The organism is Ktedonobacter racemifer DSM 44963, assembly GCF_000178855.1.
Lineage (GTDB): Bacteria > Chloroflexota > Ktedonobacteria > Ktedonobacterales > Ktedonobacteraceae > Ktedonobacter > Ktedonobacter racemifer.
The window spans coordinates 675,805-695,931 of sequence record NZ_ADVG01000005.1; the positions used below are offsets into that span (position 1 = coordinate 675,805).

General features: G+C 56.5%; 8 protein-coding genes. All 8 read left to right on the forward strand.

Annotated features, from left to right (window positions below; translation table 11 throughout):
- Nucleotides 1-7: 7 nt before the first annotated feature.
- The 8 genes from KRAC_RS56985 (at nucleotide 8) to KRAC_RS57020 (ending at nucleotide 20,114) form a co-directional block, all read left to right on the forward strand.
- Nucleotides 8-4,189 carry an Eco57I restriction-modification methylase domain-containing protein gene (locus KRAC_RS56985; protein ID WP_007922680.1) on the forward strand — a complete coding sequence of 1,394 codons (4,182 nt, stop codon included), beginning with the start codon at nucleotides 8-10 and terminating at the stop codon, nucleotides 4,187-4,189.
- A gap of 259 nt (nucleotides 4,190-4,448) precedes the next feature.
- The gene (locus tag KRAC_RS56990; protein ID WP_007922681.1) at nucleotides 4,449-6,566 is read left to right on the forward strand and encodes a UvrD-helicase domain-containing protein; all 2,118 of its coding nucleotides are present in this window, start codon (nucleotides 4,449-4,451) and stop codon (nucleotides 6,564-6,566) included.
- A gap of 456 nt (nucleotides 6,567-7,022) precedes the next feature.
- Nucleotides 7,023-8,276 (forward strand): RNA-guided endonuclease IscB, encoded by a 1,254-nt coding sequence (gene iscB, locus KRAC_RS56995; protein WP_007922682.1) that lies wholly within the window; start codon nucleotides 7,023-7,025, stop codon nucleotides 8,274-8,276.
- Nucleotides 8,277-8,451: 175 nt separating this feature from the next.
- Nucleotides 8,452-12,294: a DISARM system helicase DrmA gene (gene drmA, locus KRAC_RS57000; protein ID WP_007922683.1), complete on the forward strand. Its 3,843-nt coding sequence runs from the start codon at nucleotides 8,452-8,454 to the stop codon at nucleotides 12,292-12,294.
- A 16-nt stretch (nucleotides 12,295-12,310) separates the two neighbouring features.
- Nucleotides 12,311-14,173, forward strand: coding sequence for a DUF1998 domain-containing protein (gene drmB, locus KRAC_RS57005; protein WP_007922684.1), 1,863 nt, complete (start codon nucleotides 12,311-12,313; stop codon nucleotides 14,171-14,173).
- An 81-nt stretch (nucleotides 14,174-14,254) separates the two neighbouring features.
- Nucleotides 14,255-16,615: an AAA family ATPase gene (locus KRAC_RS57010; protein WP_007922685.1), complete on the forward strand. Its 2,361-nt coding sequence runs from the start codon at nucleotides 14,255-14,257 to the stop codon at nucleotides 16,613-16,615.
- 68 nt (nucleotides 16,616-16,683) lie between these two features.
- Complete coding sequence (locus KRAC_RS64625) at nucleotides 16,684-17,805, forward strand: hypothetical protein (protein ID WP_007922686.1); 1,122 nt, start codon at nucleotides 16,684-16,686, stop codon at nucleotides 17,803-17,805.
- Between the two features lie 20 nt (nucleotides 17,806-17,825).
- Nucleotides 17,826-20,114: a hypothetical protein gene (locus KRAC_RS57020; protein ID WP_007922687.1), complete on the forward strand. Its 2,289-nt coding sequence runs from the start codon at nucleotides 17,826-17,828 to the stop codon at nucleotides 20,112-20,114.
- Nucleotides 20,115-20,127 lie beyond the last annotated feature (13 nt).

The window sequence follows — 20,127 nt, forward strand, 5'->3', positions numbered from 1 at the left end:
CTCTAGTATGTCCAACGATAAAAGCACCGCACGCCAGCACGCCGCCTGGCTGTCGCTGATCGATATTTCTGGTCCCTTTGTCAGCATGCCCGTTTTAATGAAATATTTCCCGCAGGGCCTGGACCTCCAGGGCGATGAGTCCGAGCTGCGCCGCCGCGTGCGCCTGGCCTATGAGGAGTGGGCCGATAACCAGGGCGGTACGCGCCCCGATCCCGCCATCCATACCCAGTGGCTGCGCTTCGTGCTGGAAGAGGTTCTCTCGATGGACGAGCAGGCCATCCTCGAAGGGCAGGCCATCCCCGCTGACCTGGGCTATACCTCGAAAGAATATGGCGAGACCATCCGCCCGGATATGGTCATTCTCGACCCCTTTCTTCCTGAGCCCAAACCGCGCCTGCTCGTCCAACTCTATCCTCCCTCACAGGACCTGGAGAAGGCTGTTACCAGCACCAATTGGAAGGTCTCGCCTGCTACGCGCATGTCTGAGATGCTGCGCGAGAAGGGTGTACGCCTGGGCCTCATCACCAATGGCCGCTTCTGGATGCTCGTCGATGCCCCCGAGCAGGAGACGACCGGCTACTATACCTGGGACGCCACCCTCTGGACCGAGGAACCCCTGACCCTACGCGCCTTCCATAGCCTGCTGGGCATGGAGCGCTTCTTCAACGTGCCCGAGGATCAGACCATCGAGACCCTGCTGACAGAGAGCGCGCAGAAGCAGCAGGAGGTCACCGACCAGCTCGGCGAGCAGGTACGCCGCGCCGTCGAAATGCTGGTGCATACCCTCGACCGCATCGATAAGGACCAGGGGCGCCAACTTCTCACGGACGTCTCGGTGAAAGAGCTCTATGAGGCCGCGCTAACGGTCATGATGCGCCTGGTCTTCCTCCTCTCCGCCGAGGAACGCAACCTGCTCTGCCTGGGTGAGGCCCTCTATGACCAGAACTACGCCGTCTCGACGATGATCAAGCAGTTGCGCGAGCAGGCCGACCAGCAGACCGAGGAGGTGCTGGGTCTGCGCCACGATGCCTGGTGCCGCCTGCTGGCCCTCTTCCGCATCGTGTATGGCGGCGTGGAGCATCCCGATCTGAGCCTCCCCGCCTATGGTGGGCGCCTCTTCGATCCCGACCGCTTCCCCTTCCTGGAGGGCCGCGCCAAAGATACCAACTGGCGCGAGACACCCGCCAATCCCCTGCGCATCGATAACCGCACCGTGCTCTACCTGCTCAACGCCTTGCAATACCTGCAAGTGCGCATCCCCGGTGGCGGCACCGAGCCGCGCCGCCTCTCCTTCCGTGGCCTGGATATCGAGCAGATCGGCCACGTCTACGAGGGCCTGCTCGACCATACCGCCCGCCGCGCCGAGCATCCCATCCTGGGCCTGCAAGGCTCCTCCGATCTTGAGCCTGAGGTCAGCCTGGACGAGCTTGAGGCTCAGGCAAGCAAGGGCGCGGCCGCGCTCCTAGAATGGCTACAGGAAAACACAAGGCGTTCAAAGGTGGCACTCCAGAAGAGTCTGGCCGTGACGCTGGAGAAGCAGGAGGAGCGTAGCCGCCTGATGGAGGCATGCGATAACAAGCAGGAGCTCTTTGAGCGCGTGCTCCCCTTCGTGGGCCTGTTGCGCAGGGATAGCTTCGATAATTATGTCATCGTCACCCCTGGCTCGGTGTATGTGACCAAGGGTAGCGACCGCCGCTCCACCGGCACGCACTACACGCCACGCAGCCTGACCGAGCCTATCGTTAAGCATACCCTCGATCCCCTGGTTTACATCGGACCCGCCGAAGGTCTGCCAGAGGAGCAGTGGAAGCTGCGCGGTGCTGCCGAGATCCTCGACCTCAAGATCTGCGACTTCGCCATGGGCTCGGGGGCCTTCCTCGTGCAGGCCTGCCGCTACCTGGCCGATAAGCTCGTCCTGGCCTGGGAGCACACCGAGCAGCAGCAAGCCACGGACACCAGCGCGCAGCCCATCCTCACCGGACCCGAGGGCCGGGCCTCGCGTGGCATCCCCAGCGAAGAGCTGCTCCCCCTCGATCCCGAGGAGCGCCTGGCCTACGCTCGCCGCCTCATCGCCGAACGCTGCATCTACGGCGTCGACAAGAACCCCATGGCCGTGGAGATGGCCAAACTCTCGCTCTGGCTCATCACCCTCGCCCGCCACAAGCCCTTCACCTTCCTCGATCACAACCTGCGCTCCGGCGACACCCTGTTGGGAGCCAGCGAGCGCCAGGTATTTAACTGGTCACTTGCCGCTCAGTCTGGAGATACGTCGCAGGGCATGTTTGTCCGTGCGGGCATTGATGTCGCGGTTGAAAATGCACGCCGTCTACGCCAACAAATCCGCTCGCTGCAAAGCAACGTTATCGGCCAGATCGAAGAGAAGGCGCGGAATCTCAAAGAGGCTGATGAGGCGCTCGACGTGGTCAAGCTTGGCGCGGACATGCTCGTTGGTATCGCATTGCAGGACACCAAACGCCGCCAGAGTCTCGAACAAGGAGATCTGGGTCTCCACTATTTCGCTCTCGTGCAGGGCTTTGTCACAGCCCAGAGAGAACACTTCACCCCTGAGGGCTGGAAAAACAATCGAGAGGAATACAAACGTCTTAGATCCGAAGCTGATGCTCTGCTCAACAAGCGCACACCATTCCACTGGGACCTCGAATTCCCTGAAGTCTTTGCGGGATCAGAGAAAGAATGTGGATTCTCAGCTATCGTAAGCAATCCGCCATTTCAAGGAGGAAGCAAAATTACTGGTGCATTAGGTACTGATTATCGCGACTATCTTGTGGAATATATTGCAAACAAGAAGAGAGGCAATGCCGATCTATGTGCTTATTTCTTTCTACGCGCCACAAAACTCATGCAGTATGACGGCATGGCCTCCCTTATCGCAACCAATACTATTGCTCAAGGCGACACTCGGGAAGTGGGACTAGACCAAATCGTGGCAGAAGGTTGGAGCATTTCCCGCGCGATACCTAGCCGCACATGGCCCGGTGATGCCTCGCTTGAGATCGCCCAGGTCTGGCTGCGTAAGGGCGAGTGGCGCAATACTTATGTGCTAGATGGAACATCTGTAGTTGGTATAACTCCTTTTCTTACAATTTCTGGAAAAACTACAGGTAAGCCTTTTACACTAAAAATCACCTTTAATAAATCTTTTAACGGATCAAAGCCTTATGGACAAGGTTTTGTTCTTGACTATGAAGCAGCATATGATCTGATAAAAAAAGACGCTAGGAACAAAGATGTGCTCTACCCTTACCTAATTGGGGAAGATATAAATTCTCGACCAGATCAATCACCTAGTCGTTGGGTTATCAACTTCCATGATTGGCCTCTCGGAAGGGCTGAAACGTACTCTGATTGTATGAGCATTGTTCGGGAAAGGGTAAAGCCAGAGAGAGATCATAACAATCGCAAAACCAGACGTGAAAATTGGTGGCTTTATGGTGAGCGTGCACCTGGCCTCTACTCTACCATCGCGAACATGAAGCAGGTATTAGTCAGATCACAAGTAAGTAAGTATCACTGTATTGCATTAGTTCCAACAAATATCGTTTTCGATCAAAGGCTTATAATATTGGCATTCCAATCTTGGAGGGATTTTTCAACTTTGCAGTCTACAATCCACGAACAGTGGGCTGATACACTTGGTTCTACGTTAGAAACTAGACCTGTTTACACCCCCTCAGACTGCTTCCAAACCTTCCCCTTCCCTGAAAACATGGACGGCCTTGACGACATCGGGGAACAATACTATAACCACCGGCAGGCGATTATGCAGGCGCGGCAGGAGGGGTTGACGAAGACGTATAACCGCTTCCATGATCCTTATGAGCATGATCCAGCCATTGGGAAACTGCGCGAGTTACATAAGGAGATGGATGAAGCAGTGGCACGGGCCTATGGATGGGAGGATCTCAAGCTGGAGCATGGCTTCCACGAGACGAAGCAAGGCCTGCGCTATACCATCAGCGAGGCGGCGCGGCGCGAGGTGCTAGACCGGCTGCTCCTGCTCAATCACCAGCGCCACGAGGAGGAGGTCAAAGCGGGATTATTCGAGAAGGGTGCGAAGGCCAACGGCAAGGGCCGGGCAAAGAAAAAGGCTGGGGGCGAGCTTCCTGCCGTGCCTGAGCCCAGCGAGGTTATCGCGCCGGGGAGCACCAATCAGCCCACGCTTTTCTGATGCCGATAAGTGCGCTACTTACGTACGCGCCTACGCTGGTGGACATTATAACGAAAAGCAAAACATTTCGTTAAGGTACATTGGTCATGCACGAACCGTACGTAACGCGCCATCCCTTACAAAGGGATTTGCGCATAGGATTCGCACTCTGCCTGGGACGCGTAGGCGCGTACGTAAGTAGCGCACCGTCCCCCACAGAATTTCGCACGGATTTGCACTCTGCCCGACAGAATCACATAGAGAAAAGGAATCTCGTATCATGGCTACACAACGCCAGTTTCTGCTGAAGCCTGCGCTGCTGAATGATATCCTGGCCCTGCCGCATAAGGAGATGCACCAGGTGATGGAGAAGATCTCCGCCCTGGTGGCAAACCCGGAGCCGGAGGGCAAGGTCAAGATGCGCTTCAAGAAGTATTGGAAGCTGGGCATCAAGCTTTATCGTCTGCGCTCGGGGCGCTTCCGCATCTTCTATACCTATAATGAGCATAGCGTGAGCATCTGTACCATACGCATGCGCGACGCCAATACCTATGAGGATGAGGTCGAGCTGGATGATGAGGAGTTGACGCCCGAGGAGCTGGCGGACCTGGGTGTTGATCCCCAGGCCCTGGCCAACGCGCAGCGCGAGCGCTACCAGTGGCAGGAGGCCCACGATCCCGAGGACCCACCCTTCCCCGAGCCGGTCACGGTCGAGCTGCTCCAGCGCCTGCGTATCCCGCCCGCCTTCCATGCGCGCCTGCTGCGCGTCAATAGCAAGGAGCAGCTCTGGCACTGCCCCGGCCTGGACGAGGATACCATTCTTCGGCTCGACCAGTATATGTTCGAGGCCCCCCTGCTGGATGTCATCAGCCAGCCCGATCTCGTGGGCCATAATGTCGATGACCTGCTGCGCTATAAAGAGGGCGAGCTGCTCGACTTCCTGCTCAAGCTCTCGCCCGAACAGGAGCCCTTCGCCCGCTGGTCGCTCAGCGCCTCAGGCCCGGCCCTGGTCAAGGGTGGTCCTGGCACGGGCAAGAGCACCATCGCGCTCTACCGGGTCCAATCGCTCCTCCAGCAGCTCTTGCGCCAGAAGGGGCAGCCCGCACCGCGCATCCTCTTCACGACCTATACCAATGCCTTGATCAACTCCTCCTCCGAGCTGCTGCGCCAGCTCCTGGGCGAGGACGCGCGCTATGTGACCGTCCAGACCGCCGATAAGCTAATCAGCCAGGTCCTGCACGAATGCCAGCAGCAGCGCCCGGTCCTCGGCAACGATGAGCTGAATAAGCTTACGCGCCGCGCCGTCGAAGAGGCCACCTTCGAGGGCAACCTGCTCCAGCAGCAGGCGCAGAAGCAGACCCTCACACGCATGGGTCTGAGCTACCTGCTCGAAGAGCTGACCACCATCATTGTCGCGCGCCAGCTCACGACCCTGGAGGCCTACCTGGCCGCGCCGCGCACTGGGCGCAAGCTCCGCCTCAACGCCACCCAGCGCAAGGCCGTCTGGCAGGTCTACCAGCGCTGGTGTGCCCTGATCGAGAAGAGCGGCAAGGAGACCTGGCAGCAGCGCCACGCCCGCGCCGAGCAGCTCGTCGAGCAAAGCCGCCTCCACCAGCGCTTCGATGCCGTGGTGGTCGACGAGGCGCAGGACCTCGATCCCTGCGCCCTGCGCCTGCTCGTCAAGCTTAGCAAGGCAGCGAACCGCATCTTTATTACCGCCGATGCCAACCAATCAATCTATGGCAGCGGCTTCACCTGGAGCGATGTCCACCAGGATCTCCGGTTCCAGGGCCGTACCAGCATCCTACACGCCAACTATCGCTCAACCCAGGAGATCGGCGAGGCCGCCAACGCCTACCTGACCTTCGGCGCACTGGAACCGGTCGAAGCCGAGCGCCGCTACGTCAACAACGGTCCCATGCCCGACGTACGCGCCGTGCTCAACGGGCACCACGAGGTGCAGCTCCTCGCCAGCTTCTTTAGAAAGGCCAGCCTCAACCTGCGCCTGACCCTGGGAGCCTGTGCCGTGCTCGTTCCGACCGAGAAGTCCGGGCGCGCCATCGCCGATGGCCTCAACGCGCAGAACCTGGAGGCTTGCTATATGAGCGGGCAGGAGCTCAACCTGGCTCGCCCCGGCATCAAGGTCCTGACGCTCAAGTCCGCCAAGGGCCTGGAGTTTCCCATCGTGGCCCTGTCCGGCTTCCTGGGCAGTATCTATCCGGCCATTCCAGAGAACGCCTCCGCCGACGAGCGCGCGGAGATCCTGGGCAAGGAGCGCCGCACTATGTATGTGGGCATGACCCGCGCCATGCGCGCCCTCCTCGTCATCACACCCGTCGAACGTGACAACGAGCTGCTCATCGGCTTCGAGCCCATCTGCTGGAACCTGAGCAGTTAATATTGTGTGTCGTTGCCCGTTGTGCATCCCTGATGGGATGCACAACGGGCAACGACACACAATATGTGTTACACTGACTTCTATATATGTGACATTATATTGGGCGGCTACCGGAGTAGCACCACCAGATGTGAACTACCACTGAGCTGAAGACGCAGTGGCTTCTTCGGGAGCCACTGAAGACTCAGTTCAGTAGCTTCGCAAGAAGCCTGAGTTCACCAGACTCCTCATCAGAAATGGTGAGACCGTTTGAAAGGTCATGACACCTGCGGTTGACGCATCAGACCGCTGCTCTGTCGCGGAGAGTTAAGTAGGCTTGAGGCAAGGGCCGGTGCTCTCAGCGGAAAAAGCCTTTGAACACTGTCGAGATGAAGTCGGATGCTCTTCGTGGTCACAGCGAAGGGATACGCACCACCTGCTGATCACAGCAGAGTATCTTTCCGAAAGGAAGTTTTCATGAACGCTGTTTATGTTCTCACGCCAGAGCGACGCCCACTCATGCCCTGCTCCCCGGCTATCGCTCGCTTATTACTCAAGCAACACAAGGCCAGAGTGGTGCGGCGCACTCCCTTTACCATCCTCTTGCTTTCGCCTCCAGCAACCACCTATACCCAACCCATGACCCTTGGGGTGGATACCGGCAGTTGTGTTGTGGGTTCGGCTGCGGCGGACGAGCAGGGACACATATTCTATCTTTCCCACGTGGAACTGCGCAACGATATCGCTACAACTATGAAGGAGCGAGCTGTCAAACGCCGCAACCGTCGCAACCGCAAAACCAGATATCGTCCGGCACGCTGGTTGAACCGGAAGAAGTCCATCCAACACGGACGTTTCTCTCCCACCATGAGAAGCAAGATCGACGCTCATCTGCGAGAAATCCGCTTTGTCCAGTCCTTGCTGCCGATCACGTCCATCGTGCTAGAAACAGGAACGTTTGACCCGCATGCGCTCAAACATCCTGAAGTATTGCGACACAAGTGGCTGTACCAGAAAGGCATCAACTATGGGTATGCCAACACCAAAGCCTATGTGCTCACGCGGGATGAATACACCTGCCAGCACTGCCGGGGGAAGAGCAAAGATCGGAGATTGGAAGTTCACCACATCATCTTTCGCAGTCAGTGGGGCAGCGATGAGGAGGCCAATCTGTTGACCTTATGCAAAACCTGTCACGATGGGTTACATGCCGGAGCCCTCACGCTCAAGAAATCGGGAAAGAAGAAAGGAGTGCTTGCTCATGCCACGCTGATGAACAGCATTCGCACCCAATTGCTCAAGCGCATCGAGGGAGCAGAGGAAACCTGGGGCTTTGTGACGAAAGAACATCGACTCCTTGCAGGTTTACCTAAAGAGCACTGTTTTGATGCTACGATGATTGCCACCAGAGGCACCACGCCCACCTTCTGCACTGCGAGAGTCCTTACCAAGCGATGCGTGCCAGATGGAGATTACCAGCAAACGAAAGGGGTGCGAAGTGAGCAACGCATTCCTACCGGGAAGCTGGGAGGGTTCCGCAAGTTCGACAAGGTCCGCTACCAAGGTCGGGAGTACTTCATTAAAGGACGCATGTCTACCGGCTATGCGATCTTGATGGACGGGGCTTTCAGCAAGATTGATCTCAAGCCCATCCCGAAGTTTGAAAAGCTGAAGAGGGTGAGTGCCCGATCCTCATGGATGATCAGTCAAAGAACCATGCCAAGTTTCTGATCCTGTATCATCTCATGTTCATGTGCAAGTATCGGAAAAAGCTCCTCATCCCTTACGGAGAAGAAGTCAAGACGCTGTTTGAGGAAACTGCGACCCGTTCAGACGTTTCTTTTGAGGCACACGAAGCTAAAGACTTCGCGGTTTTCTCGCCCTACATGTATAAAGGACAAACGCTGTGGAAATCATCCAGCTCTCTGAAGAACTCTCGGAACGCGAACTGGGCAGACTCAATGAGCGCCTGCGCGCCGGAGAGGTCCGCCTCGACTGGCGCAAAGTCGCTCCCGATACCCGCGCCGAAGTGCTCACGCCTCTGCTCCAGGGACTCAGCCTCGACGAGCATTCTGAACTGCTTGCTATTGATACCGTTCCTGAAGCACTTCAACCCGTTATCCTTAAAGCCTTTGAGCAAATTCCTGAACTCGATGAGGAAGAGGGCGCACCCACACTTACGCATCAGGCCATCCTCCCTGCGCCCCAAATCTGGCAGCCTGAGCAATCTGAGAGCAGCGAGGAGAGAACATATGAGGAAGAGGTACCCACCCAGCGAGTTGTGCAGCCCGACGCTGACAACACTGTAATTATTGATAAGTCCGTGCTCTCCTCCGCCTTGCCTACACAATACGAGGTACGGGACGAGCTGATGGATATGGTCTTGCGAGACCTGTTGGGACCCGCCGGTGGTGCTGAGGAAGAGATCAAGGAGTCGCGCGTTCGCGACCGCTACCTTGTCGGTGCCCTGGCCCCCGATAAGCTACAGACCTTCCCCGAGGAGCTGGATGAGTTGGGTGGTGTCGAAGATCCAGGGGAAGAGGGGGATGAGGCCAATGAAGTCATCCAGGCCAAATCCCTTCTCCCCTCCTCCATGGGAATGAGCTTCAGCGTCGATCTGAGTGCACGCGCCATTCTGGTCACGGCGCGCTGGGGCCAATATATGCGTGGCGAGAGCGCCCTCAGTCAGGAGAGTGAGAAACCGGTCTGGGTCTGGAAGCGCCAACCTCGAGGCGGAGATGCTCGCCTCTTGCCTCTACGCGATGGTCCCATTGAGGCCTGGCGACCCGATGCTGAGCAGGACAAGGTCTTCGTCAAAGGCGTGATGCACCGGGGAAGCAAGAACTGGACCGTAACCCTCTTTCTGATCAATGGTCAGGAGGAGCCGACGACGCGCCGCGACACGGCCTGGATCTTCCAGCCGGAACTTATAGTTGAAGCTCCCGAAGGGCGCCCCATCTTTCAGCAACGCGACACCGACCACCGCTATGCCACAGAAGAGAGCGAGGCCATGGCGATGTTGTACCGTCACCATGTCAGCTTCGCGGTTGGCCATGGTGTGAGCGTCCATGCCGAGACGCTGGATGGCGACCCAACATGTGCCATTCGCCTGGCAACCACCTTTATCCCCAGCTATGATATTCCCCAGACTGAGCCGCCCAGCACAAGCGAAATACCGGCCCTCTCGGGGCTCGAGCTAGATATGTTCCAGCTCGCGGAAACACCCCTTGAGGAGCTACCGCAGAAGCTAGCCCCCCTCGTCACGGCCTACGCCCAGTGGATTGATGAGCAGGAACAACGCATCACAGATCCCCTCCAGAGGTTGGAAGGCTATGAAGTTCCTGCCAATAAGGCTCTTAATAATTGCCGCCAGGCCCTGACTCGTATTCAAGCGGGCATTGATATGATCACCACCCGTACCGATGCCGCGCAGGCCTTCTCTTTTATGAACCGCGTCATGTGGCTACAGCGTATCCGCTCGATTTTCTCGGCGGTGAAACGCAGTAGCGGCAACGAGAAGCTCACACCAAACGACTTTAATGCGCCACAGAACCGCTCCTGGCGCGTCTTCCAGTTGGCTTTTATCCTGCTGAACCTGCCCGCGCTCACTGATCTCCAGCATCCCGACCGCAGCACTGAAGCCAGTGCCATCGCCGATCTGCTCTGGTTTCCCACCGGCGGCGGTAAAACCGAGGCCTACCTCGGCCTGACCGCCTATACCCTCGCCATCCGTCGTCTGCAAGGCACTGTTGAAGGCCACTCCGGCATGGATGGCGTCGCGGTCATCATGCGCTATACCCTGCGCCTGCTCACATTACAGCAGTTCCAGCGTGCCGCGGCCCTTATCTGCGCCTGCGAGACACAGCGCCGGATCAATCCTGAGATCTGGGGCACGACACCTTTCCGCCTCGGGCTCTGGGTCGGCTATAACTCCACTCCCAACACCACCGAGCAGAGCGCGCAGGCCTGCGCGGAGGATCGCGGACAATACAACGGCGCGGGTGGCAGCGGTAGCCCTCGTCAGCTCACACACTGCCCCTGGTGCGGTTCACCCATCGAGGCAGGCAAGAACATCTTTGTCGAGAAATATAACGAGGGCCGGGGTCGCACCCTCATCTACTGCGGGAGCGCCTTTGGTCAATGCCCCTTTAGCTATAAACAGTCGCCCAAAGAGGGCTTGCCCGTCCTGGTCGTCGACGAAGAGATCTATCGCCTGCTTCCCTCCCTGCTGATCGCGACCGTCGACAAGTTCGCGCAGCTCCCCTGGAAGGGCGAGACCCAGATGCTCTTTGGCCGGGTAGATAAATATTGTCCGCGCCACGGCTTCCGCTCCCCTAGCCTGGAGGATAGTGACAGCCATCCAAAAAATACCAAAAAGAGCCTGGAGGCTGTTAAATCTATCGATCACGCACCACTGCGTCCCCCAGACCTGATCATTCAAGACGAGCTCCACCTCATCTCCGGTCCACTCGGGACGCTGGTTGGACTCTATGAGAATGCCATTGACTATCTCTCTACCTGGGAGGTCAATGGGAAATCCGTGCGCCCCAAGGTTATCGCCGCCACCGCAACCATCAGGCGTGCCAGCGAGCAGGTTCGGTCACTCTATATGCGCGAGGTCAACATCTTCCCACCCCAGGGACTAGATATCGAGGACAACTTCTTCTCGCGCCAGCGCCAGCCTTCGCCAGAGAAGCCAGGACGCCGTTACCTGGGCATCTGCGCCAATGGCCGCCGCATTAAGGCCGCGCACATCCGCGTTTACCTGGCACTCCTCTCGGCAGCTCAGACCCTCTTCGAGAAATATGGTGGCCTGGTCGATCCCTGGATGACCCTGGTTGGCTACTTTAACGCCATTAAAGACCTGGGAGGCATGCGTCGCCTGGTCGAGGATGATATTACCTCTCTACTACGTGAAACCGAGAAACGCGGCCTGAAGAGACGTAAGAGTCCCAGTGTCGAAGAGCTGACCTCGCGCAAGAACTCCAGCGAAATCCCCGAGGTCTTGAACCGCCTGGAGAAACGATTTGGTAGTGATGGCTCGGGCAAACCAATTGATATCCTGCTCGCCACCAATATGATCTCGGTCGGCGTCGACGTGAGTCGCCTGGGCTTAATGGCCGTAAGTGGTCAACCCAAAACAACCGCCGAATACATTCAGGCAACCAGCCGCGTGGGCCGTAACACCCCTGGTCTGGTATGCGTGGTCTACTACTGGAACCGGCCCCGCGATCTCTCGCACTACGAGCAATTCGAGCACTATCATGCCACCTTCTATCAGCAAGTCGAAGCCATATCCGTCACGCCCTTCGCGCCACGCGCCCTTGACCGCGGACTTGCCGCCCTGCTCACCAGCCTGGTACGTCTGCAAGGACCCGATTTTAACGCGAACATTTCCGCGGGGAAGGTGGAAGAGCAAGAGGAGATCCTGAACCAGGCTATCGACTACATCTACTCACGTGCCAGAGAAATCTCTGAAGACGCTGAAATTGTTGATCACCTCCTCGAAAGTCTGGAGAAGCTGAAAAGTTACTGGATCAAACGCAGCCAGGCGCCCAGCCTGGGCTATGAGACCGAGAGAAATGGTATTACGCAGGGCCTGCTCAAACATCCCAAACGCGGCTACTGGGAACCTTTCACCTGTCTCAACTCACTCCGCGATGTCGAACCAACGGTGAACCTGGTCCTCGACGAGAATAGCCTGGGCGAACTGCTCCCAGCGACTCCCCGGCCAGAAGAAGCATACTAGAAGAGGCATAGCACGCATGAATACGTCACACAAAAGATATAATGTAGGGGCCATTCGACCCAGCCAGGCACTCTTTACCTATGGCGTCGGAGCCGTTATCGATCTGCCACGCCTCTCAACTCTCGTCATGGGCCTTGACGAATGGAACATGAAAAACGCGCAGGTCATCACGGAGGATCGCCTGCTCCAGATTGTGCAAAGTGTCCTGGGTGGACAGGTGCAACAACTCCTTTCACCACCGGCCACTGAGGAAACTGGGCCGACCCAATCATACGCCGCTGCCCTCACGGGCATTCCCGTCGTGCCCTTCCCACGTTGGATGCGTTGTCCCTGGTGCAACTTGCTGGCCTCTATTGATGATGGCTACTTCACGCTCAAATCCCCCCCCAACAGGCCGGATAAGGTGCGCTATGTACATGAGAATTGCCCCAAGGCCAATCGGCCAGATGTGATCCCTGTACGCTACATGATCGCCTGCGACGCAGGTCATCTCGATGACTTTCCCTGGAACCACTTTGTGCATGGCGGAAGAATCTGCAATAAGGCCGTTTTACGGATGATGCATTGGGGAGCTTCCGGCGAGTTTTCTGACACAGTCGTCAAATGTGATACCTGTAATACCAAACCCAGGCCCATATCAGAGGCCTTCAATAGCGACGAAAACCAGTCGTATCACCCGGAGTGTCGTGGGCGTCGCCCCCATCTACGCGACTTTGAATCCAAACGTTGCCAGCTTCAGGCGAGAACCGTGCTGCTCTCCGCCTCAAATATCTGGTTCCCATTGGTCTTCAACACACTCTCTCTTCCTACCGCCGATAATCCTATCAATCAACTCATCAATGAGCATTGGAATATCTGGCAAGCTGCCTCAAACCTCCAGGAAGTCGCGTTATTCCGCAAAGTACTCCAACATGACCCTCGTTACCAGGAATACAGCAACGAAGAGATCTGGGAGCACATTCAACAAAAAACAGCCGAGCCAGATGAGCAGGATACCATCGAGGTGAAAGACCTGAAACGCCCCGAGTGGAATATGCTCATCAATCCCGAGGGCGTCAAACCGGACCTGGATTTCCAGGTCAGCAGCGCCAATGTGCCTGAGGAGTTCCGCGATTCTATTCGCCAGATTGTCCTGGTCGAGCGCCTGCGCGAGGTACGTGCCCTCACTGGCTTTACACGCCTGGAATCGCTTAGTGACTATATTGAGGATGAGAAACTTCCTCGTGACCACATCATGCCACTTAGTCGTAAAAAGCCAACCTGGGTACCGGCCTCTGAGGTACGAGGCGAGGGCATCTTTATTCAATTCCGCGAAGAGGAGATTCAGCGCTGGTTAGAAGAGGCACTGGTTCAGGAACATAACCATACCTTCTTTACTGCGCATAAGCGCTGGCGCCAGGCACGCAACATCGCTGACGCTGAAGCTAACTATCCCGATATTCGCTATGTGCTGCTCCATACCTTCTCACATGCCCTGATGCGTCAGCTCACGCTCGAAAGCGGCTATACCGCGGCCAGTATCCGCGAGCGCATTTATGCCCATGGAAGCGATAAAGATGGCAGTCCCATGGCCGGTATCCTCCTCTATACCTCTGCCAGCGATAGCGAAGGAACACTTGGAGGACTGGTAAACCTCGGCAAAAACCTGGCCTTTCACCTGGAGGGTGCTTTGGAAGAGATGAAACACTGCGCATCAGACCCTCTATGCGCCGAGCACGTGCGCCTGGACGATGCCACACTACACGGAGCCGCCTGTCATGCCTGTATGTTCGCGCCCGAGACCTCCTGTGAGCGTGGCAACCGCTACCTGGACCGTTCTGTCCTTGTCCCGACCGTCGAAAATGCCAACCTGGCCTTCTTTCACCCAGACAACGTATAGCTGGTACATCTTTTTTGAGTAGATCAACCAGTTATGCCCAAAGTGATCCTATAAATACATAGATTGGAAGACACCACCTGTATGGCAAACACGCTTAATGAACTGGTCGCGTCTTATCTGGCAGATACAGCCGATCATGAGGAAGCAAAAAAACTCATAGAAGAGCGCAAACCGACCTTCCCCATCCTCCAGGCCATCATTTACGCTTTCATCGAGGGTCATACACCATTCTCTGAATTCCGTGAACGACTGGGAAAAGCTCTGCGGCCAGCAGAGGTCTGGTACGCTCAGGGGCGCTTCATGATGGAGCTCAACAAGTTTGGCAAAAACCACAACGACCCCAGTGAAGCGCCTGCCAACGAGTTCCGCCAGATCCTTCAAGGGCTCAATGGGCGCAATGTTGGTCACAAAATCGAACAATTTTATCAGTTTCTCCTGAAAGAACGTAACCGCCTGCGGCACGAAGGCAAACTAGGTGGCGGTATTGTCGCCCCTGGAAATAGCGCATATATGATCTCACTCTTCGCGCTGTGGCTTGATCCCGAGGGAGGCGTGATTACCTGTAGCGAAGGCATCCGCAAAGGGCTTAATCGCTTCATTAAAGCAGGCTTTATCCCTGAGATTCCTGGCCTGAAGCTTAACGCAACTACCATTGACATTACCACAGCCCAGGATTACGAGGCATTCCTGGAGGCCAATCGCGTCCTGCTCAAGCGCGCCCCTGGCCTCGACTTCATCCCCTACTGGAGCGAGTTCTTCTTCTACTGGGTCCTGCAACAGGAACAAAGCAGCAAGGCAGGTGCGAATACCCTGATCAAAGAAGATGATCCCTCGGATCTTCTTACAGATTCTTCCACTCAGGCTGGTCGCGTTCAAGAGCGCTCTAGTGACTGGTCAGGCAATAAAGAAGGATATACAACACCTTCTTTTGACACTAAACTCATCATTCCTAATGAACCGCTTAAACCAACGCCCGAGCCACTACTCAGCAGGCTCATCCACGAAGTACAACGTCACATCCTGGTTGATGAAGCGGTAATCAGGCGTATCTATCACGCCTTACTCGCCGGGCATGTCATCCTCTCGGGCCCACCTGGAACTGGTAAAACAGAGATGGCCCGCCTTATTCCTGAACTCCTCTGGCGCAGCGAAAAGTCCACTTCACAAAACGGGAACGGTGCAGCCGCTAGCTTCGACCTGAGCGAATTGAGCACCGAGACCGCTTATTCCACGCGCCTGGTCACCGCGACCGACGACTGGACACCACGCACGCTCATCAGCAATATCGCGCCAGTCAGCAAAAACGGGACAGTCAGCTATAAAGTTCAGTTTGGCCATTTAACCGCGACGATTCAGAAGAACTGGTCCTTCCAGGGTGCAACACCAGAGGAATGGAGCCATGTCAGCCTGCGTCGTGCTCGCGTCTCCGCCTCCAGCAGCCTGGAGCGCAGCACCATCCAGACCTTCAAGGGGCAATGGCTCGTCATCGACGAGTTCAACCGCGCCCCCATCGACCTAGCCCTGGGCGAGGCCATGACCTCGCTGAGCACTAATGATCACCTGCGTGTCAATATCGAGGGCGGCAGCGCGGAGCTGCCCATTCCCCAGGATTTCCGCATCATTGGCACGCTCAACAGCTTCGACCGCAACTACCTGAACCAGATCAGCGAAGCCCTCAAGCGCCGCTTCTCCTTCATCGAGATCCTGCCGCCGACGCGTGCCATGCGCGAAGCAGAACAGGGCATTGTGCTCTACAAAGCCCTCCAGAAGGTCCGTCATTTAACGGAGGCAGAAAACTCGCTCCACACCATCACCATCGATGACGACCAATGGCTCACCTGGAATGATTCCCTCTCCATCGGCCCGGACGACATCGAGGGATATGCTGCGCTCTGGGATGAGAAGCATCATTTCCCCTTCCAGGAAGTCTTCTCCGCAGCCTGGAACATTTTTGAGGTCATTCGCATCTATCGGCAGCTCGGCACTGCCCAGGCCATTACACTGGTACGTCATATGCTGATCGCGGGCCTGCTTCAAGGCTATACAACGCGCGAACAGTGGCTACAAGCGCTGGATGCCGCGCTCTGCGACACTATCGCCGACCAGCTCCAGGTGCTCCTCCCCGACGAGCTCGCGGTCCTGCTGCTCTACCTGACCAGTCAGCGTGAGGCCTTTCAGGCCGCCTTACAGCGCCATCTCGATGACCTAGGACAGACCACGCATAACCGCCTCTACCGCCAGCTTCTCGCCTTCGGCAGCGTGAGCGACGAGCAGGGCCAGCCCTATCTTAATGATATCGAGATCGAGCGCATTGCGGCGAAGGCCCCACATACCGTACCTGCGGCAAGCTTGAGAGGTCTCTACCATCTCGATCACGAACTGCCAGTCCTACCACAGTTCACCCGTCGCCTGCGCACCTTTAAAGCCGAACGCGGCCTGTAAAAACCAGGATGGGAGATGCTTCGATCCAAGGATCTCCCTTAACTACTACGGCAGGAGAAACAGACCTTATGTCAGCACTATCTGAAACAGTAGATCAGCTTTTTGCGCTCCTTGGCGCCTCGCCCTTTGGGTTACACCAATTACAGCAAGCCGTTCAAAGGATTGTGGAAAAGGCATACGATGCTGCACCTCAGGATATTGAAGAGGCCCTCCAGCGCCTTAATCCCCTGCTCTTGCAAGGTCCACCACTTGGGGCCGCAGTCATCGCCATAGGCTGTGGGACACTGGTCGAACAGGGAGCCGATCCCACACTGGTGAGCATGAACATTTTGCATCGCACATTTGAAGCCTTGCAGCTAGCTCCAGCCTTTGTCTCAGCCTGCCAGGAAGCTGCGCGAAGGCAGGTAGATACCGAGTCCAGCATCGACCCTGAGGATATTGAAGCATGCGTCGAACAGTATGAGCAGCAGATCGCCCAGGAAAAGCCCGCAGAGTTCCAGGGATGGAAGGCCCTCCCCTCTCTCTGTACAGCGGCACTTGCTGTTTTGATGCGTGCCCCCAAAGGGCGTGAGGCCACTCGTCAACAGGCACAATTTATGGCCGCCCTGGAAGCATGCCGCCTATATCACAATAGTGTTGAATGCCTCTACGAATTACTCGCTATGAGCGAGAGCGAAGAATTTATTGTCCTGGATCCTCACCTCAAGCGTGGCTATCATGTTCGTATTCAGGGAGTTCACGACAACTTCCAACTCCATACCCTTCTTGCTGATGCCTTAATTGGCGATCCTGCTCAAGGCTGGTTGCCTGGCGAACGCCCCGATCCACGCGTCGCAGCCGCGGCCAAAGATGGCTCCTTCCCCATGCCAGGAGAGGAGAAGGGAAATTTTCCTGTGGCGGAGGGAAACTTCAACCTGTGGAACTGGCAGGGACTACAGCCAGATGGCACCCTTCCCACAGGCTTTGCACAAAAAGAGCACTGGATCTGGAATGAAGGAAAGCCCACCGATGTTCAGCCCTTCGAAGGCACCCGTATCATCTTGCTTGGAGAACCACCCTACAAACGCACCTGGAGCGCGATTCGTTATTTCCCTGGATTACCAGGACAAATTGAGGTACTCGCGCAACTCTCACCCGAGCAAGTCAATAACTGGCTCTCTCGCATCACGTCAGCTGTGACACAGGCATAGATTAGAAAGCACATAAGCCCATGCTTCCAGAAGAAACATCCCTGGCAACACCACACAACGACGAATCCCACGCTGCCGCCTGGACCCAGCATCTCCAGCGGCGCGTGGTGCGCTTGCTTTTACAGCATGATGAGACATTATTTCGCAACCAGTTCCGCCTTTTCTATACCGGCAGTACCCTGCCTCAAGAGCCACTCTGGCAACAATATGATCGCTATTTAAAGCTCTACACACTCAGCAACGACTTGCTCAACAACATCATGCCGAGCATCCGCCGCTCGCTGAGCCTTAAGGCAGAGCACCAGCGCCTCGTAGAGCAACCTCCCCTACGCGGAAATATCGATTGGGGTCGTACCCTGGAAAGAAGCTGGAATGATGCGCCGGGCCAGCCACCCCTGGAGTTCTCCACCCGCCTGCGCCAACGCAGCCTGGAGACACGCGAGAACCTCCTGACGGTCGCGATCCTTCAGCGTTACTTGAAAGAAATACAGATCACCAGGGACGAGCCCTTTCTGGACGAAGAGCTCAGTATCCAGGAGCAGCGCATCCTCGTAAGCGTCGAGGAGCAAACCGAGCGCGAGCTAGCCGCTCCCTATGCCCGACTCCTTGCGGAACAGGCAAAACATGTCAATATCGACGAGCTTTCGCAAGAAGTTGCGACCCACCTCCCACCCGGCAACAGCGCCTACCGCGACCTGCTCGCCTGGTGGCAACGCTTTCAGAACTTCCGCCTCGGGCGTTCCGCGGACCTCTCCGCCTTCACGCTCAATAGCGAGCGCGACAACGAGAAACGAGATGCATGGCTATACGAGATATGGATCGTATTAGAGCTCCTGCACATGCTTTCAGAGGACAATCTCCTCAGCAGTCAGGACGTTCAGGTCGCAACAGACCAGCTACAATCGGCATTCCTCTGGCAGGGGCGGCGATTTCGCCTGCATTATAACCGCCAGCTCAATACAGCCAGCGGCTATGAAAGCGATTGGCTGAATAGTCCCGCCACGCGTCCAGATTATGCCATTGAGCGCGCCGAACCGCTGGAAATTCGTCATAAAGGTGAGCTCATCTGGCGCGAACCGCCCGTCCTGCTCGACGCCAAGTACTACCTGGGCAATCTCGATGGCGACAACACCCATCTCCCCATCAAGAAACTCCTGGGCGATATGACCCTGCTCAATGCACATATAGGCATGCTGCTCTTCCCGCAACTACCTGGGCAGGCTGATAATGAAGGGGTTCCCCGTGTTATCCAACAGGCAAACAAGCAGTACAATAGCACAAGCGCCAGCGCCCAATCGGTTCACCTCTATCAACTTCAGCCTACGCAGCCTCTAAGTGAGCTTCAGAAACGCCTACGTGAGATCCTTGACCTGGCGGTTCAGCACTTACCTGAACGGTCAGCGCCTGTCTGCCAGGGTGTTATGCTCGATCCGGATACCATCAATGCTAGTAACACCCTGCAGAGCTCACAACTGGTGCTCTGCCCCAAACGTCATATTGGCCCACATGCCTTTGATGTCATCAATGCCGATACCGACTGCCTGCAAAACGCTCGCCTCTGCCACGTTATCGATCAACCTATCCTGCCACCCTTTGTTGTCCGTGCCATTGACGAAAAACAGCTCGCGCAACAAACAGCTCAGCTTCGTCAGCGTGGGGAGACCTTACTGCAACTGGCGGAACAGAACGGAGACGAGGAACGAGCCGAGCTACTTCGTACCCGTGTCATCAACGGTATCGCCCATGTCACCGAGCAATATGTGAAGCAATTCGCAAAAACAGAAGATGTCGAGGAGGAGTTTGAACGCTGGGTCTTCACCAGACACTGGAAGAATGACCCCTCCTGTCTGACTCAGACGAACCGTGACTCGCTGGTTAGCGGCGAATACATCTGGAAAGCCTTCCAGAGAGCAGAGCTACCGGATTGGGCCGCGCCCGCCGTCCAGTTCTGTCGCACGCTCGAGAGCGAACTCAAACGCCGCTTCTACGATCCACGTAGAAGAGACTTCAGACTGCAACGCGATTTTACGCTTGGGACGATACCTTACATTTATCAAAACTTACGTGCAGAACAATACAACTGGAACCTTTTACTTCAACGCGTCAAGGACTCTGGCGGTAAAGTAGAAGAGCTCGAAGGCATAGCGCAACGCATGAGCAAGGAGAATATCTCTGGGAAACGCAACAAGCTCGCCCATGGTGAGAATATCACTCGCCAGCTCGCCGCTGATCTCCGCACCAGCATTATCGGCGATGGCGGCAACCCCGGTATTCTTCTCTGGGTCGTGAAAAATGTGAATACGCGGTAGTAACCTATTTATT